At 58.3% G+C, this 19,669-nt stretch carries 22 protein-coding genes and 1 tRNA gene; 13 read left to right on the top strand and 10 right to left on the bottom strand.

Going from position 1 to position 19,669, the window contains the following annotated elements; all coding sequences use genetic code 11:
* Window positions 1-64: 64 nt before the first annotated feature.
* The gene (locus AC0V6W_RS13930) at window positions 65-406 is read left to right on the top strand and encodes a chorismate mutase (protein WP_486150959.1); all 342 of its coding nucleotides are present in this window, start codon (window positions 65-67) and stop codon (window positions 404-406) included.
* Between the two features lie 9 nt (window positions 407-415).
* Here the strand turns inward: AC0V6W_RS13930 and AC0V6W_RS13925 are convergent, their stop codons facing one another.
* The 5 genes from AC0V6W_RS13925 to AC0V6W_RS13905 all read right to left on the bottom strand — a co-directional run bounded on the left by AC0V6W_RS13925 (window position 416) and on the right by AC0V6W_RS13905 (window position 4,229).
* Entirely contained in the window at window positions 416-730 is a 315-nt protein-coding gene (locus AC0V6W_RS13925; RefSeq protein ID WP_486150957.1) for a nucleotidyltransferase family protein, read from the bottom strand.
* On the bottom strand, window positions 727-2,076 hold the full coding sequence (locus AC0V6W_RS13920) for a sensor histidine kinase (protein ID WP_486151651.1): 1,350 nt from the start codon (window positions 2,074-2,076) through the stop codon (window positions 727-729). The genes AC0V6W_RS13925 and AC0V6W_RS13920 overlap by 4 nt, the downstream gene beginning before the upstream one ends.
* 121 nt (window positions 2,077-2,197) lie before the next feature.
* A complete protein-coding gene (locus tag AC0V6W_RS13915) occupies window positions 2,198-2,875 on the bottom strand; it encodes a response regulator transcription factor (RefSeq protein ID WP_486150955.1) in 678 nt (225 codons plus the stop codon).
* Window positions 2,863-3,330, bottom strand: coding sequence for a hypothetical protein (locus tag AC0V6W_RS13910; RefSeq protein ID WP_486150953.1), 468 nt, complete (start codon window positions 3,328-3,330; stop codon window positions 2,863-2,865). Before AC0V6W_RS13910 ends, AC0V6W_RS13915 begins: the two co-directional genes overlap by 13 nt.
* 137 nt (window positions 3,331-3,467) lie before the next feature.
* Complete coding sequence (locus AC0V6W_RS13905) at window positions 3,468-4,229, bottom strand: SIMPL domain-containing protein (RefSeq protein WP_486150951.1); 762 nt, start codon at window positions 4,227-4,229, stop codon at window positions 3,468-3,470.
* 99 nt (window positions 4,230-4,328) lie between these two features.
* Here AC0V6W_RS13905 and AC0V6W_RS13900 point away from each other — a divergent pair, with 99 nt between their 5' ends.
* The 3 genes from AC0V6W_RS13900 (at window position 4,329) to AC0V6W_RS13890 (ending at window position 7,155) form a co-directional block, all read left to right on the top strand.
* On the top strand, window positions 4,329-6,149 hold the full coding sequence (locus tag AC0V6W_RS13900) for an ABC-F family ATP-binding cassette domain-containing protein (protein ID WP_486150949.1): 1,821 nt from the start codon (window positions 4,329-4,331) through the stop codon (window positions 6,147-6,149).
* On the top strand, window positions 6,146-6,733 hold the full coding sequence (locus tag AC0V6W_RS13895) for a uracil-DNA glycosylase family protein (protein WP_486150947.1): 588 nt from the start codon (window positions 6,146-6,148) through the stop codon (window positions 6,731-6,733). The genes AC0V6W_RS13900 and AC0V6W_RS13895 overlap by 4 nt, the downstream gene beginning before the upstream one ends.
* Window positions 6,734-6,795: 62 nt before the next feature.
* Window positions 6,796-7,155: a SnoaL-like domain-containing protein gene (locus tag AC0V6W_RS13890; RefSeq protein ID WP_486150945.1), complete on the top strand. Its 360-nt coding sequence runs from the start codon at window positions 6,796-6,798 to the stop codon at window positions 7,153-7,155.
* Between the two features lie 3 nt (window positions 7,156-7,158).
* Here the strand turns inward: AC0V6W_RS13890 and AC0V6W_RS13885 are convergent, their stop codons facing one another.
* Window positions 7,159-7,632, bottom strand: a complete 474-nt coding sequence (locus tag AC0V6W_RS13885; RefSeq protein WP_486150943.1) for a DUF6456 domain-containing protein — start codon at window positions 7,630-7,632, stop codon at window positions 7,159-7,161.
* 101 nt (window positions 7,633-7,733) lie between these two features.
* On the opposite strand from AC0V6W_RS13885, the gene AC0V6W_RS13880 reads away from it, so the two are divergent.
* Window positions 7,734-8,315 (top strand): helix-turn-helix domain-containing protein, encoded by a 582-nt coding sequence (locus AC0V6W_RS13880; protein ID WP_486150941.1) that lies wholly within the window; start codon window positions 7,734-7,736, stop codon window positions 8,313-8,315.
* 88 nt (window positions 8,316-8,403) lie between these two features.
* Entirely contained in the window at window positions 8,404-9,591 is a 1,188-nt protein-coding gene (locus AC0V6W_RS13875; RefSeq protein WP_486150939.1) for a glycosyltransferase, read from the top strand.
* A 6-nt stretch (window positions 9,592-9,597) separates the two neighbouring features.
* Here AC0V6W_RS13875 and secF read toward each other — a convergent pair whose 3' ends face one another.
* From secF to yajC, 3 genes are all read right to left on the bottom strand, one after another.
* Window positions 9,598-10,590 carry a protein translocase subunit SecF gene (secF, locus tag AC0V6W_RS13870; RefSeq protein WP_486150937.1) on the bottom strand — a complete coding sequence of 331 codons (993 nt, stop codon included), beginning with the start codon at window positions 10,588-10,590 and terminating at the stop codon, window positions 9,598-9,600.
* A gap of 15 nt (window positions 10,591-10,605) precedes the next feature.
* Window positions 10,606-12,207, bottom strand: coding sequence for a protein translocase subunit SecD (gene secD / locus AC0V6W_RS13865; protein ID WP_486150935.1), 1,602 nt, complete (start codon window positions 12,205-12,207; stop codon window positions 10,606-10,608).
* Window positions 12,208-12,286: 79 nt separating this feature from the next.
* Entirely contained in the window at window positions 12,287-12,610 is a 324-nt protein-coding gene (yajC, locus tag AC0V6W_RS13860; RefSeq protein WP_486151649.1) for a preprotein translocase subunit YajC, read from the bottom strand.
* Between the two features lie 237 nt (window positions 12,611-12,847).
* On the opposite strand from yajC, the gene AC0V6W_RS13855 reads away from it, so the two are divergent.
* The 4 genes from AC0V6W_RS13855 to AC0V6W_RS13840 all read left to right on the top strand — a co-directional run bounded on the left by AC0V6W_RS13855 (window position 12,848) and on the right by AC0V6W_RS13840 (window position 16,587).
* A tRNA-Pro gene (locus AC0V6W_RS13855) sits at window positions 12,848-12,924 on the top strand.
* A gap of 58 nt (window positions 12,925-12,982) precedes the next feature.
* A complete protein-coding gene (locus tag AC0V6W_RS13850; RefSeq protein WP_486150933.1) occupies window positions 12,983-15,166 on the top strand; it encodes a TonB-dependent receptor plug domain-containing protein in 2,184 nt (727 codons plus the stop codon).
* 41 nt (window positions 15,167-15,207) lie between these two features.
* Window positions 15,208-16,098, top strand: a complete 891-nt coding sequence (locus AC0V6W_RS13845) for an HpcH/HpaI aldolase/citrate lyase family protein (protein ID WP_486150931.1) — start codon at window positions 15,208-15,210, stop codon at window positions 16,096-16,098.
* A 75-nt stretch (window positions 16,099-16,173) separates the two neighbouring features.
* A complete protein-coding gene (locus tag AC0V6W_RS13840; RefSeq protein ID WP_486150929.1) occupies window positions 16,174-16,587 on the top strand; it encodes a holin family protein in 414 nt (137 codons plus the stop codon).
* Window positions 16,588-16,600: 13 nt separating this feature from the next.
* Here AC0V6W_RS13840 and AC0V6W_RS13835 read toward each other — a convergent pair whose 3' ends face one another.
* Entirely contained in the window at window positions 16,601-17,077 is a 477-nt protein-coding gene (locus AC0V6W_RS13835) for a hypothetical protein (RefSeq protein WP_486150927.1), read from the bottom strand.
* A gap of 45 nt (window positions 17,078-17,122) precedes the next feature.
* Here AC0V6W_RS13835 and AC0V6W_RS13830 point away from each other — a divergent pair, with 45 nt between their 5' ends.
* The 3 genes from AC0V6W_RS13830 (at window position 17,123) to accC (ending at window position 19,581) form a co-directional block, all read left to right on the top strand.
* Window positions 17,123-17,572, top strand: coding sequence for a type II 3-dehydroquinate dehydratase (locus AC0V6W_RS13830; protein ID WP_486150925.1), 450 nt, complete (start codon window positions 17,123-17,125; stop codon window positions 17,570-17,572).
* A gap of 192 nt (window positions 17,573-17,764) precedes the next feature.
* The gene (gene accB, locus AC0V6W_RS13825) at window positions 17,765-18,223 is read left to right on the top strand and encodes an acetyl-CoA carboxylase biotin carboxyl carrier protein (protein WP_486151647.1); all 459 of its coding nucleotides are present in this window, start codon (window positions 17,765-17,767) and stop codon (window positions 18,221-18,223) included.
* Between the two features lie 8 nt (window positions 18,224-18,231).
* Entirely contained in the window at window positions 18,232-19,581 is a 1,350-nt protein-coding gene (gene accC / locus AC0V6W_RS13820) for an acetyl-CoA carboxylase biotin carboxylase subunit (RefSeq protein ID WP_486150923.1), read from the top strand.
* The last annotated feature ends 88 nt before the right edge of the window (window positions 19,582-19,669 follow it).

Raw genomic sequence — 19,669 nt, 5'->3', positions numbered from 1 at the left:
GTGAAGCATTTGGGGACAACGGCGAAGCTTGGCAAGCGCTCAATTGCTGCTAGCTTTGCAAGCTATGTCCGATCAAACGCACACGCCCGGCACCGTATCATCATTGGCGGCGCAAACCGCATTGGGGGATGATCCCGTGCTCGCCAGCTATCGCAAAAGCATCGACAATATCGATGCAGCGATCATTCACATGCTGGCAGAACGGTTTCGCATCACACAGGCGGTGGGCGAATATAAGGCCAAAGTGACGTTGCCGCCGGCTGATCCAGACCGCGAAAAGCGCCAGATCGAGCGGCTGCGCGGATTGTCTGAAGCGGCTGATCTGGACCCTGAGTTTTCGGAGAAATTCCTGCGTTTCATCATCGACGAAGTGATCCGCCACCACGAGCGTGCGCGGGATAAATAACGGAGCGCGCTAATCGCTCTTATAGAGCAATATGCCCTCGCTTCGGACAGCCGGGGTAACTATCTCATCATCACGAAGCATGACCCATAAATCGATTTTTACATGGGTGCATTCCTGCAGTTTGGTTTGTAGTTGGGTTCGTTCAAGCAACGCCGTAGTTTCTTCATTTTCGTTCGGCTTACTAAATAGTTGGACTGCAATATCCAGATCACTGTGCTGCCTAAAGTCGCCGCGCGCTCTAGAACCAAACACATAAGCTCGCTTCACCAGAGGTTCTTGACTCGCCCAAGTCGAGACAAATGCGAGGTCAAGGGCGTCCCTCACGCCCGCGGCAATTGCAGTTCGACAAGCAATCCGCCCAGATCCTCGCTTGATCCCAATACCACATCGCCGCCGTAGATTTGCACCACATCGCGCACAATCGCGAGGCCAAGCCCGGTGCCCGGCTTGTTGGTATCCAGCCGCGCGCCGCGATCGAAGATATCGGTGCGCGCCTCTTCTGGGATGCCGGTGCCGTCATCCTCGATATGGATCAGGCAGACATCGTTATCGGGATGCACATCGAGCGTCACGAACACACTGCCCCCGCCATATTTGGCGGCGTTCTCAATGAGGTTGCCGAGGATTTCGTCCAAGTCTTGCCGCTCAATCGCGACCACCGTTTCCTTGCCGCCTGCAATGTCAAGCCGCCCTTCAGGATAAAGCCGTTCCACCGCGCGGCGGACCGCTTCGGCGCTGGGGCGAAGCTCTGTGCGCGATTGGCCCACCGCGCGGCGACCCACAGCGCGGGCGCGGGCAAGGTGGTGATCCACATGGCGCTGCATTGTGCGCGTTTCGCGGAACACGGCATCGGACAGATCAGGAGCGCGTGCGGTCGCAGCATTGGTCAGCACCGTCAGCGGTGTCTTCAATGCATGGGCCAGATTGCCCGCATGCATCCGCGCTTCCTCCGCTTGGTTTTCCGTATGTTCGAGCAGCGCGTTCACCTCTTCTACCAGAGGTTGCACTTCGGCTGGCAGCGGATCGGTGATGCGGTTATCGCCTGTCGTGCGCAATTTCTGGATGGCCGCGCGAACCCGGCGCAGTGGCGAGAGGCCATAACGGATCTGGAACAGAGCCATCAGGAACAGGCCCAGCCCCAAAACCGCAAAGCTCCAGATCAGGATCAGCTGAACCCGCGATATCTGCGCGTCCACTTCCTGCGTCGCGCTGGCCACAGCAAAAGTCCAGCGGGTTTCATTGCCCGGCAGGATCACTGTGCGTTTGGCAATGCGCAAAGGCTCGCCGTCAAATTCATTGGAATCGTAAAACTGAACATCGCTGTCAAAGCTGTCGGCATCAGCGGGCACGCTTTCGATATCAAGCGTGCGGTCCCACAGGCTGCGCGATGGCCAGGGTTCATATCCGTCGCCATTGATCTGGTAATACAGGCCGCTATTGGGCTCGAGGAATTTCTGATCGCCCAGCCCCCGGTCAAAATAAATCTCGCCAAACGGGTCGATTTCGGCCGACGCGATCATCGCGGTGAGGATGTAGTCCAGTTGCTCATCGGAATTGGAACGAACTTGCGCTGTTAAAGTGCGCTCAAGCGCGATGCCGCCGCCCAAAAGCAGCACGACAATCCACACCGCTGCGATCAAGCCCATCCGGCGCGCAAGGCTGGATCGCATGGTGGATTCTTGACCAGCACCGTGCGGACCCTTGGAAGGCGCAGGAACCGGCGCGGATTGCTGGCTCGGCTTTACCCCGGCAGAAGCGGTGTCGGCTTCCTGCACGGCAGCGCCAGCGTTGTTACGCTCTTGGCGCGTCTTTGGGGTCGTCGAGGCTGTAACCGAGGCCACGGATCGTTGTTATCACTTCTGCGCCAAGTTTTTTACGGATGCGAGTGACGAACACTTCAATTGTGTTCGAATCGCGGTCGAAATCCTGATCATAGATATGTTCGATTAACTCAGTCCGACTGACGACCTTGCCTTTGTGGTGCATCAGATAGGACAGCAGCTTATATTCCTGCGCGGTCAGTTTGACCGGCTCACCATCCAAAGTCACCCGGCCAGAACGCGTATCCAGCCGCACATTGCCGGCGGTGAGTTCCGATGATGTGTTCCCCGATGCACGCCGGATAAGCGCGCGCAGGCGAGCAATCAGCTCTTCGGTTTGGAAAGGTTTGGCGAGGTAATCATCCGCGCCTGCATCAAGGCCAGCGACTTTGTCAGACCAGCTGTCGCGCGCGGTCAGAACCAGCACAGGAAAATCGCGGCCTTCCTTGCGCCACATGCCGAGCACCGACAGGCCATCAATTTCCGGCAAACCCAGATCAAGGATCACCGCATCGTAATCTTCGGTGCTGCCCAGAAAGTGCCCGTCTTCCCCGTCCGTTGACAGATCGACGGCATAGCCTGTTTGTTCCAGCGTTGATTTCAATTGCTGGCCCAATGTGGGTTCATCTTCGACAATCAGGATCCGCATAGTCCACCATTTTGCTTTGAGATTTGTGAGAAGTGGTGAGCGTTTGCTGAACGCGCGTCAAGCAATCTGCCTGCGCGATCACCGCCTGTTTCGCTGTCACCTTTTATGAATTCTACCGCGAGCGCGAAATAATACGGCCCGTACGGGCATCGACATCGACATAGGTCACGCGGCCTTGCTTGATAAATTTCAGGCGATAGGCCCGCGCGGTCGAGATCGTATGTGGGGCCCAGATATTCGCTGCCTTTCATCTGCGGCAGGATGCGCCGTTCAATCTGGCGCAGCGACAATTGATTGCCCGCTTTCATCTCCCGGCGCGCCTCACCCTGATCGCCGCGTTGCTGATCCTGCGCAATTTGCCGATCAAGCGCGGCAGCCCCGGTGGCGATCATACCCGATCCAGCCAGCAAAACCGCAGCGCATAAGCCGAAGACTAAAGAGAAGAAGCGTGTCATAATATTGTCATGCCTACTCCCGCAGCATTGAACAAGCAGTGAATATTGGCGTTGCTGGGCATTCAGGCTCGTTAAGAGGTGTCAATCAGCCCTAGCCTGCACAGCTGCCTGCATCGCCGCCCGTATCGCCGCCCGCATTACCCCTCACTATCATCGCCGCCGCCGATAAGCTCATATTTGATGGTCATCGAAACCCCGGTGCTGACCTGACCGGGCTGGACCGGCGCGGTCGGGGCTGCTGCAACATCAGCCGCCTCAACCCGCAAAGCCGCACGCTGAACCGAACCTGTGGCGCGAATTGTCTCGTTGATCTCAAGCACTTTTGCGCCTTCATATCCCAGCATTTCGGCATAGGCATTGGCGCGCGCGCTGGCGCGTTCAATCGCGCGTTTGCGCGCTTCGTCCTTAGCAGCCTCGTCATCTTCGAGACCAAACGAGGGGCCAGCCAGATCGGTTGCGCCTGCACTGACCAGCGCATCCAATGCCTCGCCTGTCTCTTCAATATTGCGCAGCTTTACGCTGACCCGGTTCGACACCTGATAGGCGCGAAAGATCTGGCGGCGATTTTCGCGGTTATAATCATATTGCGCATTCAGATTGATGCCGGTGGTCTGAATATCTTTGTCAGCGACGCCCAGCGCTTTGATCCGGTCAATCACCGCGCGCATCTGAACCGAGTTTTCACGCAAAGCGGCCACCGCGCTCACCGCTTCGCTGGTGACGCCGGCGCTGATGGTGACGATATCGGGGTCCGCCGTCACGCTTTCATACACGCTCAATTCGATCACCGGGCCTTCCGCCTCGATCTCAACCGTTGCAGCATGGGCGGCGCCGGGCGCGGCAATCATGGGTGCAGCCACCATTCCGGCAGCCAGCGCGATCATCAAAGTGCGGATCATATTCATCTCCTCCTGCGCGGGGCGCGATGCCGCTGTGCATGTGAGCAGATACTGAACCGACTTGTCGGCAGCCTTGCAAGCCCCTACCTGCGCTTTTCCATGGCACAACCACCGATCCTCAGCCTCGAAGGGCTTGGCCTGCAACAAGGCGGGCGCTGGCTGTTTGGCGGTCCGCAACCTGGCCAAGGCGCAGAACCGATTGATTTGCATATCGGCCCGCGTGATCGCCTTGCGCTGATCGGGCGCAATGGCGCGGGCAAAACGACTTTGCTCAAACTGATTGATGACCGCATCGAAATGGATCGCGGCACGCGCCGGGTCAAACCCAATATGCGGATTGTGTTTCTGGAGCAGGAACCCGACCTTTCCTCGTTCCCCACTCTGATGGATTTTGCGCTGTCGGGCGATAACGCTCCAGCCGCGCACGAAGTGGAGAGCATCGCCGGACAGCTTGGCATCGATATGGCGCGTGATGCGCTGTCAGCGAGCGGCGGCGAAAAACGCCGCGCTGCGATTGCGCGCGCATTGGCACAGGACCCCGATCTGCTGCTGCTGGATGAGCCGACCAACCACCTCGATCTTGGCGCGATTGACTGGCTGGAGGATTGGCTCAAACGATACAAAGGCGCGTTTATCACGATCAGCCATGACCGGACATTTCTGAAACGTCTGACCAGCGCAACCCTGTGGCTCGACCGGGGGACTTTGCGGCGCAAGGAAGTTGGCTTTGGCGGATATGAGGCGTGGGAAAACGCCGTCTATGCAGAAGAAGCGCGCGCGGCGGAAAAGCTTGATGCGAAACTGAAACTGGAAGCGCATTGGCTCGAACGCGGCGTCACCGCGCGGCGCAAGCGCAATCAGGGACGGCTGGAAAAACTGCACCAAATGCGCGCGGCGCGTGCAGCGATGATATCGGACAGCAGCTCTGCCAAACTGAAGCTGGCCAATGATGAGGATTTCAAATCGAAATCAGTCATCGTCGCCGAGGGCATTTCGAAATCCTATGATGGCCGCGCGATCATCAAACCGTTCACGCTGCGCATCCAGAAAGGTGACCGCATCGGGATTGTCGGTGCCAATGGAGCGGGCAAAACAACGCTGCTCAAAATGCTGACTGGCGAACTGGAGCCAGACAGCGGCAAAATCACTCATGCGCGCACATTGTCAGGGGTGATGATTGACCAGCAGAGAAAGCTGCTAGAACCCGGCGCAAGCGTGCGCGATATTCTGGCAGAAGGCGGCGACTGGATTGATGTGCGCGGCGCGCGCAAGCACGTGCAGGCTTATCTCAAGGATTTTCTGTTCGATCCCAAAATCGTCGACACCAAAGTCGGCATATTGTCAGGCGGGGAACGGTCACGCCTGCTGCTCGCTCGCGAATTTGCGCGCACGGCCAATCTGCTGGTGCTGGATGAACCGACCAATGACCTTGATCTGGAAACGCTTGATTTGCTGCAAGAAGTGATCGCGGATTTCGACGGCACCGTTCTGATTGTGAGCCATGATCGCGATTTTCTGGATCGCACGGTGACAGTGACGCTGGGCCTTGATGGCACGGGCCGGGTGGATATCGTTGCTGGCGGCTATGAGGATTGGCAGGCGAAACGGCGCCAGCCGGTGGTCCAAAAGCAGCGCGCCGCAGCATCGCCCGCCACTGCTCAGCCCGAACCAAAAAAACCCGCGTCCCCATCGGCAAAACTCTCCTTCAAGGACCAGCGCGATTACGAACAGCTTCCCACCCGGATAGAGGAACTGGAAGCCGCCATCGCCAAGGCAGAAACTATCCTGGCTGACCCTGATCTGTTTGCCTCAGACCCTCAGCGTTTTGCGACAATTTCCAAGGGGCTGGAGAACGCGCAAACGCAAAAGGATGCAGCCGAAGAACGCTGGCTGGATCTGGCTGAACAGGTCGAAGGGTGAGCGCGAGCAGCGCCGCCGCAAAGCTACACAGCGAGATTTCCGCATGCACTCTTTGCGCTGACAATCTGCCGCTTGGCCCCCGCCCGGTTGTGCAATTTTCGGCCCGCTCGCGCATCCTCATCATTGGGCAAGCGCCCGGCACGAAAGTCCACGCCAGCGGCATCCCCTGGGATGATGACAGCGGTGACCGCCTGCGCGAATGGCTGGGGCTGGATAAAGCGGCCTTTTACGACCCAGACAATGTGGCGCTGATACCCATGGGGTTTTGCTATCCCGGTAAGGCGAAAGGCGGCGATGCGCCCCCTCGCGCCGAATGCGCGCCCCAATGGCATGCGCGGGTTCTGGAAACCCTGCCGCTGGGCGCGCTGACACTTCTGGTCGGCTCTTATGCGCAGGCGTATTACCTTCCCGAAACGCGCAAGCTTTCGCTGACGCAGCGCGTCAAAAATGGCGCTGACTATGCGCCTGTCATCCCGCTGCCCCACCCATCATGGCGAGTGCGGATGTGGGCCGGCAAAAACCCGTGGTTCGAAACAGAAACCGTGCCGCGCCTGCGCAGAGCCGTTTCGAAAGCGCTCGTCTGACGCGCTGTTGCCACAATTACGCGGCACAAATGCAAAGACGCAAAAAAATCGGGAGGATCACCATGTCTATCGAACAACTTGCCAAAGATTTCACTCAAGCAGTCAAAGATGACGATGCTGAGGCGTATCAATCCTTTTGGTCAGACGACATTGTCAGCCTGGAACCTGCAGACGGAGAGATGTCCCGCGTGGAAGGACGCGAGGCTTTGCTAGCAAAACATCAATGGTGGTTTGACAACACCGAGGTGCACTCGACCACAACCGAAGGGCCCTATGTCTATGGGGACCAGTTTGCGGTCAATTTCGGTATGGACGTGACGATGTTCGGCGAACGCTCTCAGATGAAAGAAGTGGGCCTTTACACGGTCAAGGATGGCAAGATCGTGGAAGAGCGTTTTCTCTACGGCACTTCTGAGGAATGAAGATCACGTGATCCGGTAAAAATCGGCCACCCGGTCAAGCGCCAGTTTGAGCACCAATTTGCCGCTGCGCACCGGCCAGCCGAGCGATTTTTCCGCCTCGGGCAATCCCTCGCCTGCGCACACGACGCGCCACAGGATATCTTCCAGCCCCTTGCCCGCTTCTGCCAAAGCCGCATCGAACCTTTGTTTGGCGACGATCTGCCGCTCGCCTTGGGTAAGCCCCTGATCGCCTGTGCTCTTTACTCGCACAGGATCCCAGCGCATCGTCACACTGGGTGACAATTGCGCATATTCGTAATCGCGCCTCAGCGCTTCGCCTGCATCGAACAACCGATCATCCAGATGCCCGCGCGAATGCAGCCAGGCAAGCGGGCTTTCGCCAAGATTGATAGTAACCGTGCGGCGTTTCCCCCGCGCGCTTGAACCGTGGCGCGGCCCCTCGCTTGTCAATTCGCGTTCGACCAGTTTGCGTGGCATTGCATGACCCCTTATCACCGGAATGGTGAAACGGTGCCTTGCACTTTCACCACATCTGTAGGAAAGTGATTTCGTACAAATTTTGCAAAAGGAGCGCATTCGTGATCAATCGCATTCGCGATATTCGCAAAGCCAAGGGCATGACATTGGCCGAATTGGCTGAGGCATGCACCCCGCCCACCACCGCGCAAACCATTGGGCGGCTTGAAACAGGTATGCGCAATCTGTCGATCAAATGGATGGACCGAATAGGCGCGGCGCTGGATGTTGATCCGCAAAGCTTGGTCCGGTCGGAAACCGCGCCCGCCCCGCAAGTTGTGGCTGAGCTGGAAGCAAGCGGCCCTATCGCGCTTTCCGCCCCGCGCGAGGCAGTGCTCCCAACCGATTTCGGCGCAATCTCCGATACCGAAGCGCTGATGGCGATCAGCGTGACTGCCAGCATGGGCGAATACCGCCCCGGCGATACGATTTTCATGCGCCAATTGCGGCCCGAAGACGCTGGCGAGGCGATCAATCGCGATTGCCTGATCCCGCGTCCCGGTGGGCGGTTTGCCTTTGGCCGCCTGATTGACCGGCGCGGCACATTGGTAGGGGTTTTGCCGCCCGGTGCAGGCGAGAAACAGCAAGTGGTTGATAACCCGCCATGGATCGCGCTTGCCGCGATGCTGGTTCGGCCGCTGTGAGGCAAAACGCAGCTTGCCAGTCAGGCGCTCTTAACGTGCATCCGCTAGGCTGCTCCAACTCATCCAAGGCGCATGAAGAAGGCACACCGTGAAACACGTCCTGTCGCTCAGCACGCTTTATCCCAATCCGATTAATCCGCGATTTGGGACATTTGTTGCGCGTTCTTTGGAAGCGCTGGCAAAGCGGGGCGATTGGCGCGTGACCTGCATCAATCCCATTGGCTTGCCGCCGATTGCACTGGGCCGGTATCGCGGCCTTGCCGATCTGCCTGCCACCGCTGAGGAAAACGGCGTGGTGATCCACCGCCCGCGCTTTACTCTGATCCCCAAAATCGGCGCGCGCCGCAATGCCGCCGCCATTGCCAAGGCCGCTTTGCCGCTTATTGAAAGCATCCACAAAAACCGGCCCATTGACGTTGTCGATGCGCAGTTCTTCTTTCCCGATGGCCCTGCCGCTGCCGCCATCGCGCGCGAGCTTCGCCTGCCCTTTTCGATTAAGGCACGCGGAAGCGACATCACCTATTGGGGCGGTCAGGATTTCGCGCGTGAACAGATGGTCGAGGCAGCATCAGCGGCAAGCGGATTGCTGGCTGTCAGCGCAGATCTGGCGCGGCATATGGCGGCGATGGGCATGCCGGAAAACAAGATTTCGCTGCATTACACCGGGCTGGACCGGGACCGGTTCCGCCCGCTCAATCACACGCAATTGCGCTCTCAGCTCAGCGCTCAGCTTGCATTCGACCTGCCCGACACTGCGCCTTTGCTAGTTGGCGTTGGCGCCCTGATTGATCGCAAAGGGCACTATATTACAATCGCCGCTTTGCCGCAGATATCCGGCGCGCATCTTGTGCTTGTCGGCAAAGGAGAGGACCGCGAAAAGCTGGGCGATCTGGCGCGCGATCTGGGCGTTGATGACCGGGTGCATTTTGCCGGTTCGCTCGATCATGACATGCTGCCGCTGATCCTGTCATCGGCGGATGCGATGGTGCTCCCCACCAGCAATGAAGGGCTCGCCAATGCCTGGGTCGAAGCGCTTGCCTGCGGCACGCCCGTTGTGACCTGCGATGTGGGCGGCGCGCGCGAACTTATCACGGGGGATGCCGCGGGCCGATTGCTGGAGCAGCGCACTCCTGATGCCGTGGCAAAGGGGGTGAAAGCCGTGCTGAACGCCCCGCCGCGCAGGCAGGATGCCGCGCAATTTGCGCAAAGGTTCAGCTGGGAACAAAACGCCGCCGAACTCGCCGCGCATTTTGAGAAAGTCGCCAGCGCGCGGTAAATCCCTTTACGCTTTCCCGCGCGCGGCGGCTGCCCTTGCCTTGTTTTCCTGACGGTCTGCTTCGGTTTCCTGCGGCACGAAACTGTTCGAATCCACTCCCAGCCAGATCAGGATCGGCGATGCGAGATAGACGCTTGAATAAGTGCCGAAGAACAGGCCAGCGGTGATCGCCGCCACCAGGCCGAACAAGCTGGCCGGGCCAAAGAACAGCAGCGGCAGCATCGCCACAAGCAACGTCAACGATGTCATCACCGTGCGCGCGAGCGTTTCATTCACCGACAGGTCGAGCAATTCGGGCAGCTGCATCTTGCGAAACTTCTTAAGGTTCTCGCGGATGCGGTCATAGACGACAATGGTGTCGTTCAGTGAATAGCCAATCAGCGCAAGGATCGCGGCGATAATCTGAAGGCTGAATTCAAGCTGGAACAGCGAGAACATCCCCAGCGTCAGCGACACATCGTGGAACAGCGCGAACAGCGCGCCCACGCCGAACTGCCACTCAAACCGCACCCAGATATACAGCGCAACTCCCAGCATTGCGAGGCCAAGCGCAAGGATCGCCTGCGTCTGAAATTCCTCTGCCACTTTGCCCGAAACCGTGTCGTTGCCATCGGTGCGCACACCGGGGAATTCGGATGAGATGGTGCTGATAACCTCGTTACCGATCTTGGTCGCGGCGCCCGCTTCATCCTCTGCTCCGTCGGGCAAAGGCACGCGGATCGACACCGCATTGGGCGCGCCAAATTCCTGCACGATGGGAGAGCCATAGCCGAGGTCTGCAACCTTTGTGCGCAGGTCAGCGATAGGCGCTTCTTCCAGCTCTTCGAAAGTCAGTCGCACTTCTTGACCGCCGGCAAAATCCACGCCGTAATTAAGCCCTTGGGTGAACACCAAAGCCCAGCTTGCGATGACCAGCAGCATGCTAACCGCAAAGAACGGCACGCGCAGTTTGAGGAATTTGATATTCGTGTCAGCAGGGACGAGTTTAAGCAGTTTCATTGGTCTCCCCTCCCCTTAAATGTTGATATCTGTCGGACGGGTTTTGCGCAGCCAATCGGCCACCCACATCCGCGTCAGCATAAGGGCAGTGAACACCGATGTGACCAGCCCGATGATAAGCACAATGGCAAAGCCGCGCACGGGGCCAGAACCAAAGCTCAAGAGCAATACGCCTGCGATAAAGTTGGTGATGTTCGCATCGTAAATCGCGCGGCTGGCTTCTTTATACCCATTCTCAACCGCCGCGATGACTTTGCGTCCGCGCTTTCGTTCTTCGCGAATGCGTTCATTGATAAGGACGTTCGCATCCACCGCCGCGCCCACTGTCAGCACGAAACCAGCAATACCAGGCAAAGTCAGCGTGAAATTGCCAATCGCCATCAGGCCCAAAAGGCCAACCACGTTAAATACCAGCGCAATCGTCGCATAGATGCCGAACCGGCCATAGGTTGCGATCATCAAGGTGATAACCGCGAGGCTGCCAATCATCATCGCCAGCATCCCGCTGCGGATGGAATCGGCGCCCAACTCGGCAGACACGCTGCGCTCTTCGACCACGGTCAGCGGCACCGGCAGCGCGCCTGAGCGCAATTGGATCGCCAGCTCATTGGCGGTTTCTGAATTGAAACTGCCCGAAATTTGCGCCGATCCGCCAAGGATTGGTTCGTTGAACACGGGCGCTGAAATCACCTCGCCATCCAGAATGATGGCAAAGCGCTTGTTCACATTCTCGGTTGAAAGCTTTGCGAATTTTTGCCCGCCCTGGCTGTCAAACTGGATCGAGACGACATCTTCGTTGTTGCGCTGGTCTACGCCTGCCCTCGCATCGGTCAGGCTATCCCCGCGAATACCGCCCAGCCTTTCAACCGCAATCAAGGTGCCTGCCTGATCAGTGTCAGCGGCAAACGGGAAAATCTGGCTTCCCGGAGGCGCGACACCTGCCTGCACCTGCGTTGGCAAAGCGCTGTCATCGACCAGCTTAAACTCGAGCTGTGCGGTCTTGCCCAGCAGATCTTTGAGTGCCTGCGGGTCTTCAAGGCCCGGCACCTGCACCACAATGCGCGTATCGCCCTGACGAATAATCGTCGGCTCACGCGTGCCAAGCGCGTCAATCCGGCGGCGCACAACTTCGGTGGCGCTGTCCATCGCATCGTCAATCGCCTGACTGTTGCCGCCTGACGTTGGTGACAACACGACGCGCTGGGTATCAACAACACTCAATTCCCACTGGCGGGTGGCGTTGGCGGTCCCTTCCAGCATGGGCTCAAGCACGCCGCGTGCGCGGTCGATATCGGCGACATCATTGAGCATGAAGCTGAGCCGGCCATTTGCGGTCGACACATCGCCAAACCGGATGCGCGGCTCTGCCCCGCGCAATTCGCGCCGGGCATTCTCTTCAAGGTTTTGCAGACGCTGCGCTGCGATGTCGTCTTCTTTCGCTTCGAGCAAAAGGTGCGAACCACCGGCCAAATCCAGCCCCAGATTGATCGAAGGCGCGGACACATCATCGGGAATATTCACCCCGGCTGTGCTCAACAGCGAAGGCATCGCCGCAGCAAAAGCCGCAAGCGTAAGGCCCCACAAGGTCAGTCTTTTCCAAAGGGGAAATTCTAGCATGTCGGCTTAATCTTCTGTCTGTTTGCTGGCTGTGTCAGGCTGGGTATGTGTATGGGGCTTGGCATAGGGCCAATGCACGTCAATCGTTGGCCGGTTTGCCGCCGGGTTCGATAATGTCGCCCAAGGTTGCCTTGACCGCTTTCACCCGGACATCCTTGGCCAGATCAATTTCGACATATTCATCAGAAACCTTGGCCACTTTGCCGACAAGCCCGCCAGCGGTCACAACCTGATCGCCTTTTTTGACACTGCCAATTTTGGTCTGATGCTCTTTCTGGCGCTTCATCTGTGGGCGGATAATCAGAAACCAGAAGATCGCGACCATCCCGATAATGGGAAGGAAGTTTATCCATGCTGGCGGTGCTTCTGCGCCCGCGCCTGCTGCAGCCAAAATGTCGATAATCACGTGTGTCGCCCGTTTCTGTGTAAATCTAAACTGGGGTCAAGCAGGCGGCGAAAGCGTGATGCTCTGCCAAATCCCTCCCGTGTCCCATGGGATAAGTGGGCGCGCCTAGCAGCATTGCAAGAAGGCCGCAACGGACGCTGTTGGGCACGCTGTCAGGCAAGCTGGTGAACAGCGTGTATCAAAGGTTCTTGCAAGCATCTCTCACCCGCTCTAAGGAGCCCGCCTCCACTGGAACGGGACGTAGCGCAGTCTGGTAGCGCATCACACTGGGGGTGTGGGGGTCGTAGGTTCGAATCCTATCGTCCCGACCAGTGGAGCATTCATCGATTAACACTGTTGAATTGTTTCGGGTAAGCGCAAGGAACTTTCATGCCCACCCGACCGTTCTTGTCGCCTATGCGCGCCGCTTTCCTCTCATATTCCGCCGTGATTGCAGCCCTTTGCACAGCGCCCGTTATGGCGCAGAATGCGGCCGGCGATGAAGCCTTGTTGGATGACGCAATCGCAAGCGAAGCAGATGGCCCAATCGCAGCCGAGGCGAATGGCCCAATCGCAGGCGAAGCCGATAGCTCCGTGCAGGACGAATCGACCCGCGCGGCGTTCACACCCGAAGATTTTGCGCGCTTTGCCCCGCGCAGCGCGCTCGATATGGCGCGGCAAGTGCCCGGCTTTTCCATTCAGGAAGGCGACGGCGCGCGCGGACTTGGCCAGGCGGATACCAATGTCCTGATCAATGGGCGGCGCATTTCAGGCAAATCGAACGGTCCGGTTGCAGCCCTGGGCCGCATCCCTGCCGAAGAAGTTGTCCGGCTCGAACTGGTCGATGGCGCGAGCTTGGATATTGGCGGATTGTCGGGGCAGGTGCTCAATGTCATCACGGCTTCTACCGGAAAGATCACGGGCCAATGGCGGTATGCCCCGCAGTTTCGATCGCGCGGAACGCCAGCGCGCCTGTTGGAAGCCGAAGTTTCATTGGCGGGCGGCGGCAAAAAGACCGAATGGACGCTTGCGCTGGGAAACAATTCCAATCGCCGCGGCAATGACGGGCTGGAACGGGTGTTTGATGCCGCTGGCACTCTGATCGACACGCGCGAGGAGCAGGCCAATTTTTCGGGCGACCGCGTGCGCCTGTCGGGTTCCTTTGCCCGCACCGCCGATAGCGGCAATGTCCTTAATCTGACAGGCGAAGTGCAAGGCTTTTTCTTCCGCAGCAAAGAAGTCTCTGATCGCACCAGCCCCATTGATCCAGTTGACCGCACCCGGCTTTTCCAGCGGCGCGAGGATGAGTTTAACTTTGAGCTGGGCGCGGATTACGAATTTCGCTTTGGCCCCGGAAAGCTCAAACTGATCGGCTATCACCGATATGAAGACAGCCCCACCCGCGCGGATGTTTTGCTGAGTTTCGCCGATGGCAGCCCGGATGAAGGCACCGTGTTCGCGCGCGATGCCGATGAAGGCGAAACGATTGCGCGAGCAGAATACAATATCGGCGGTTTGGGTGGTGATTTGCTGTTCGCAGCCGAAGGCGCGCGCAATTTTCTCGATATTGTCTCGACCCTGGAAGAACGCGATGCGGCAGGCAATTTGCAGCCGGTAGACTTTGACGGGGCAAGCGCGCGGGTGGACGAAGACCGCGCCGATCTGGGTGTCACTTACAGCCGCCAATTGGCGAGCGGGCTGCAATTGCAGTTATCAGGCGGTGCAGAATTCTCGACCATCGCGCAAAGCGGCGAATTTGCGCAAACCCGCGATTTCTGGCGGCCCAAAGGGTTTGTCGCAATAGACTGGAACGCAGGCAGCGGCGTGAACATTTCCAGCCGTATCGAACGGCAAGTGGGTCAGCTCGATTTCTTCGACTTTATCGCCACGGTCGATCTCAATCAGGAACGTGAGGATGCGACCAATGCTGATCTTGTTCCCCCGCAAAGCTGGGTGTTCGAAGTGGAAGCGAATGTCAGCCTCGGCAAGATGGGCACGCTGAACCTGCGACCTTTTTACGAGGATATCTCGGACATCGTCGATCAGGTGCCAACGGCCGATGGCGGGCAGGCGGTTGGCAATTTGCCAGCGGCTGAGTTTTACGGGATCGAAGGCGATCTCACGCTTTTGTCCGAAGGGTTTGGCTGGCGCGGCACGCGCTTGGATGTCGGCGTGCTGCTGACCGACAGCTCGGTGATCGACCCCCTGCTTGGCACGCCGCGCACATTATCGCGCAACACCACATTCGGGCTTGAGACCGATTTGCGCCACGATCTGCAAGGCACCAATTGGGCCTTTGGCGGCAGCCTTGAATATGAAGAACAGACACCCAATGTCCGATTGGACGAAATTGCTCTTGAACTGGATTCGTTCGCCTTTGCGAGTGTCTTTGTTGAAAACAAGGATATTGCCGGGCTGACATTCCGCGCATCGGTCCGCAATGTCCTCAATCAGCAGGACAGGTTTGACCGCACCGTCTTTATCAACCGGGCCGCAGGGATTGTCGATTTTACCGAAGACCGCGACCGCAGCTTTGGCACCATTTTCAATCTCGCCATTGAAGGGTCGTTCTGACGCGCCTAATCAGGCCGTGTAATTTCTAAAGGGCGAGAGCGATGACGATCAAAATGCGCAGCTGGCTGTTTGCGCCCGGCGACAGTGACAAGAAAATGGCCAGAGCGATTGGCGGCGATGCTGATATTGCGCTGCTTGATCTGGAAGATTCGGTCAGCCCGCAAAACAAACCCGCCGCGCGCAAACAGGTCGCCGCGCAATTGCAGCAGGCGGCGGACACAGCGCGGATTTGGGTGCGGATCAATCCTTTGACCACGGTCGATGCGGTGCAGGATTTGGCCGCAATCATACCCGCAGTGCCAGGCGGCGTCTTTCTGCCCAAAGCCGAAGGCAAAGCCGACATCACCCAATTGCACCACTACCTCACCGCGTTGGAAAGCGCGCATGGATTGGCGCATGGCTCGACCAAAATCGCCGCTCTCATCACGGAGACTGCGGCTGCAATGTATACGACGCGCGAATATGCGGATGATTATTCGGGGCGTGAGCGGCTGGTCGGGCTGAGCTGGGGCGCAGAGGATTTATCGAGCGCGCTGGGCGCAAGTCAGCAGCGCGGGCCCGGTGGCGAATATGCGCATGTCTATGAATTGGCGCGCAGCCTGTGCCTTTTGGCGGCGGTCGAGGCCGGCGTTACCCCGATTGAAACGGTGCAGCCCGAGTTTCGCGATTTAGAAGCGCTGGAAAAACGCGCGCGATCGGTTCGCGCATCGGGTTTTCGCGCGATGCTGGCAATCCACCCGGCGCAAATTGGCCCCATCAACACCGCTTTCACCCCCTCGGCTGAGGAAATCGAGCACGCCCGCGCAGTGGTTCAGGCCTTTGCTGATAATCCGGGCGCAGGCGTGGTCGCGATGAATGGCGCGATGCTGGATCGACCGCATCTGGCGCTGGCCGAACGGCTGCTGGCAGAGGCCGCTGAGATACCAACTTAAAGTTACCTCATTTTCCTACACGAACCATATTGGTTATCCGATGCGCGAATCCCACCCGCAACCGGAGCAACTCCCATGGCTATTCTCGAAACCCTAATCGGCCCGATCACATCGCTGCTCGATAAACTTATCCCTGACAAAGAGGCCCGCGCCAAGGCGCAATTGGAGCTGTTAAAGCTCGAAGGCAGTCAGGAAATGAACCTGATCGAAACCCGTCTGAAAGCCATTGTCGCCGAAGCGCAATCGCAAGACCCATGGACCAGCCGCGCCCGGCCCAGCTTTCTCTATGTGATGTATCTCATCATCCTGTGGGCGCTGCCGATGGGCATTCTGGCCGCGTTTGATCCGGCGGCTGCGCGCGATATTGGCGCGGGCATGAACGCCTATCTCAATGGCCTTCCCGAACCGCTTTATGCGCTGTTCGGCACCGGCTATCTCGGCTACACCGCCGCGCGCCAATGGGGCAAAGTCAAAGGCGTCGATAAATAAGAATTGCGATAGTCTAACCCGGCAGCTGGGGGCGTTTGCATTCAGGCGTCTCCAGCCGCTTATGCTGCATCAAAGCATAGACATCGGGCGAACTCGCGCGATCGATTGAGACCAGCACAATCGGGCTTGCGTATTTTTGCGTGGGTGGCGGTTCATTCGGACAATCGAAATAGAGATGGTGCGTGATGAATGGTTCGCCGCGCGGATAGTCTGCGATCTTTTGGCACCCCTCTATCCGCTCAAGCAGATCGGTCACTGTGATCGGCATCAGATCAAACCCGGCCGCAGTAAATCGCATCGCTTTAAGCGTTCTGGCATCACCATCGGAAATCGCTCGCGCAGCCTGCGAGACGAGATCGGGTGAGCCTGCCGTCAGATCCCCTTTATCCTTTGGCGCGGTATCAATTAGCGGGGCATCAATTGGCGCACAGGCGCAAAGCCCGAATACCGTCCCAGCATAAGCGAAACCTGCAACAATTTGGCGTTTCACAGCCTTCCTCTTCCTTCCTGGTGACCCTGACGCTATTGCGCGCTTATGGCTGATGCTTCCAAAACAATCTACGTCCTCAACGGCCCCAATCTCAACCTGCTTGGCCTGCGCGAGCCTGAGATTTACGGGCATACCACGCTCGATGAAATCGCAGGCATGCTTGAAGACCGCGCAGGCGAGCTGGGCTTCAACATCGATATGCGCCAGACCAATCACGAAGGCATGATGGTCGATTGGCTGCACGAAGCGCAGGCGGAAGGCGCGCGCGCGGTGTTGCTGAATGCGGCGGCCTATACGCACACATCCATCGCGCTGCTGGATGCAATCAAGGCGATCAAAACGCCCGTGATCGAAGTGCATCTGTCCGATCCCAAACAGCGCGAGGATTTTCGCCGCACCTCCTATGTCGGCATGGCCGCCGCGCTGACCGTAGAAGGGCACGGACCAGACAGCTACCGCTTCGCATTGGAAGCGGTGGCGGACGGCAAAGCTTAGCCCGGCGCGGCGCCTCAAAAGCCTCTCCGACAGTCACCCCTTTCACAGATTGCCCCTTGCCAGCCGCATTGCGGACGCATAATCGGCAACAGCATAACGGCCCCAAAGGCACAGGGGCGCATGAAACAAGGGGCACGCATGGCCAATGACAAGCCATCGGCTGGACGCAAAGCATCAAAATCAGCGTCTGGCATGAATGTCGATATTGAACTGGTTCGTGAGCTGGCGGAGTTGCTCGCCGAAACCGGGCTGACCGAAATCGAAGTCGAAGACGATGATCGCAAGGTTCGCGTCGCGCGCGGCGCGGTTGCAGCGCCTGTCGCTGCTCCTGCGGCAATCGCGCCTGCACCTGTTGCCGCAGCGCCCAGCGCAGAAGCACCCGTCGCTGCCAGCACGGACGCGCCCGCAGCGGACCATTCCGATGCCTTGAAATCGCCAATGGTTGGCACAGCCTATCTGGCCGCCGAGCCAGGCAAGCCCAATTTCGTCAAAATTGGCGACAGCGTATCCGAAGGCGACACGCTGCTGATTGTCGAGGCGATGAAAGTGATGAACCCCATCACCGCCGACAAATCGGGCACAATCAAAGCGATCCTGATCGAAAACGCCCAGCCGGTGGAATTTGACCAGCCGCTGGTCGTTATCGGGTAATCGATCCCATGAGCATCACTCGCATCCTGATCGCCAATCGCGGCGAGATCGCCCTGCGCATTCACCGTGCAGCGCATGAAATGGGGATCGAAACGGTCGCGGTGCATTCCACTGCCGATGCCGATGCCATGCATGTGCGGCTGGCTGACCATGCCGTGTGCATCGGCCCGCCTGCAGCGGCAGAAAGCTATCTCAACCACGCGGCCATCATTTCGGCTGCTGAGGTTGCCGGATGCGACGCGATCCACCCCGGTTATGGCTTTCTGTCCGAAAACGCACAATTTGCCGAAATCGTCGAAGCGCATGAGCTGAAATGGATCGGGCCCAAACCCGAACACATCGTCACTATGGGCGACAAGGTTCAGGCCAAGAAAACCGCGGGCGATCTCGGTCTGCCGCTGGTTCCCGGTTCGGCTGGCGCGGTTTCTGATCCCGAGGAAGGCAAGAAAATCGCTGCCGAAATCGGCTATCCCGTCATCATCAAAGCGGCCAGCGGCGGCGGCGGGCGCGGCATGAAAGTGTGCGAGAGCGAAGACACGCTCGAAACCCTGATGAGCCAGGCCGGGTCAGAGGCAAAAGCCGCTTTTGGCGATGCGACCGTTTATATCGAGAAATATCTCGGCAATCCGCGCCATATCGAATTTCAGGTGTTCGGCGATGGCAATGGCAATGCAATCCATCTGGGTGAACGCGATTGCTCGCTCCAACGCCGCCACCAAAAGGTGCTCGAAGAGGCGCCCTCACCCGTCATCAGCGACGAAGAGCGCATGCGCATGGGTGAGGTGTGCTCAAAAGCGATGCGCGATATGGCCTATCGCGGAGCAGGAACTATCGAGTTTCTGTGGGAAGATGGCGAATTTTATTTCATCGAAATGAACACCCGCCTTCAGGTTGAACATCCCGTGACAGAAGCGATCACCGGGGTTGATCTGGTGCGCGAACAAATCCGCATTGCGGCGGGCAAACCCTTGTCTGTTTCGCAAGAGGATCTGGAATTCAAAGGCCATGCCATCGAATGCCGGATCAATGCCGAAGACCCGTTCAACTTCGCGCCCTCCCCCGGCAAGGTCACCTATTACCACCCGGCAGGCGGGATGCATGTGCGGGTCGATAGCGGGCTTTACGCAGGCTATTCCATCCCGCCTTATTACGACAGCATGATCGCCAAACTGATCGTCTATGGCCGCAACCGCGAAGGCTGCATCATGCGCCTGCGCCGCGCTTTGGAAGAAATGGTGGTCGAAGGGGTCAAAACCAACATCCCGTTGCACCAGGAATTGCTGCGCCAAAACGATGTGCTGCATGGCGATTATTCGATCAAATGGCTCGAAGAATGGCTTGAGGAACGCGAGGGGTAAGCTCATAGCGGGTTAATGGACCGCCGCTAAGCCTTCTTGCAACGTGCAGATTGAGGGAAGGAAATTATGGCCGAACTTACTCAATCAG

It is taken from the genome of Erythrobacter sp. JB1-7, from assembly GCF_057365015.1.
The sequence above is the reverse complement of the archived record's forward strand: the minus strand, read 5'-3'. Positions and strand labels throughout refer to the sequence as shown.

Excerpts from the sequence above, each read along its gene's own strand:
- AC0V6W_RS13930 (WP_486150959.1), top strand. The coding sequence starts at position 65 with ATGTCCGATCAAACGCACACGCCCGGCACCGTATCATCATTGGCGGCG.
- AC0V6W_RS13920 (WP_486151651.1), bottom strand. The coding sequence starts at position 2,076 with ATGCGATCCAGCCTTGCGCGCCGGATGGGCTTGATCGCAGCGGTGTGG.
- AC0V6W_RS13915 (WP_486150955.1), bottom strand. The coding sequence starts at position 2,875 with ATGCGGATCCTGATTGTCGAAGATGAACCCACATTGGGCCAGCAATTG.
- AC0V6W_RS13910 (WP_486150953.1), bottom strand. The coding sequence starts at position 3,330 with ATGACACGCTTCTTCTCTTTAGTCTTCGGCTTATGCGCTGCGGTTTTG.
- AC0V6W_RS13905 (WP_486150951.1), bottom strand. The coding sequence starts at position 4,229 with ATGATCCGCACTTTGATGATCGCGCTGGCTGCCGGAATGGTGGCTGCA.
- AC0V6W_RS13900 (WP_486150949.1), top strand. The coding sequence starts at position 4,329 with ATGGCACAACCACCGATCCTCAGCCTCGAAGGGCTTGGCCTGCAACAA.
- AC0V6W_RS13890 (WP_486150945.1), top strand. The coding sequence starts at position 6,796 with ATGTCTATCGAACAACTTGCCAAAGATTTCACTCAAGCAGTCAAAGAT.
- AC0V6W_RS13885 (WP_486150943.1), bottom strand. The coding sequence starts at position 7,632 with ATGCCACGCAAACTGGTCGAACGCGAATTGACAAGCGAGGGGCCGCGC.
- secF (WP_486150937.1), bottom strand. The coding sequence starts at position 10,590 with ATGAAACTGCTTAAACTCGTCCCTGCTGACACGAATATCAAATTCCTC.
- secD (WP_486150935.1), bottom strand. The coding sequence starts at position 12,207 with ATGCTAGAATTTCCCCTTTGGAAAAGACTGACCTTGTGGGGCCTTACG.
- AC0V6W_RS13850 (WP_486150933.1), top strand. The coding sequence starts at position 12,983 with ATGCCCACCCGACCGTTCTTGTCGCCTATGCGCGCCGCTTTCCTCTCA.
- AC0V6W_RS13845 (WP_486150931.1), top strand. The coding sequence starts at position 15,208 with ATGACGATCAAAATGCGCAGCTGGCTGTTTGCGCCCGGCGACAGTGAC.
- AC0V6W_RS13840 (WP_486150929.1), top strand. The coding sequence starts at position 16,174 with ATGGCTATTCTCGAAACCCTAATCGGCCCGATCACATCGCTGCTCGAT.
- AC0V6W_RS13830 (WP_486150925.1), top strand. The coding sequence starts at position 17,123 with ATGGCTGATGCTTCCAAAACAATCTACGTCCTCAACGGCCCCAATCTC.
- accB (WP_486151647.1), top strand. The coding sequence starts at position 17,765 with ATGAATGTCGATATTGAACTGGTTCGTGAGCTGGCGGAGTTGCTCGCC.
- accC (WP_486150923.1), top strand. The coding sequence starts at position 18,232 with ATGAGCATCACTCGCATCCTGATCGCCAATCGCGGCGAGATCGCCCTG.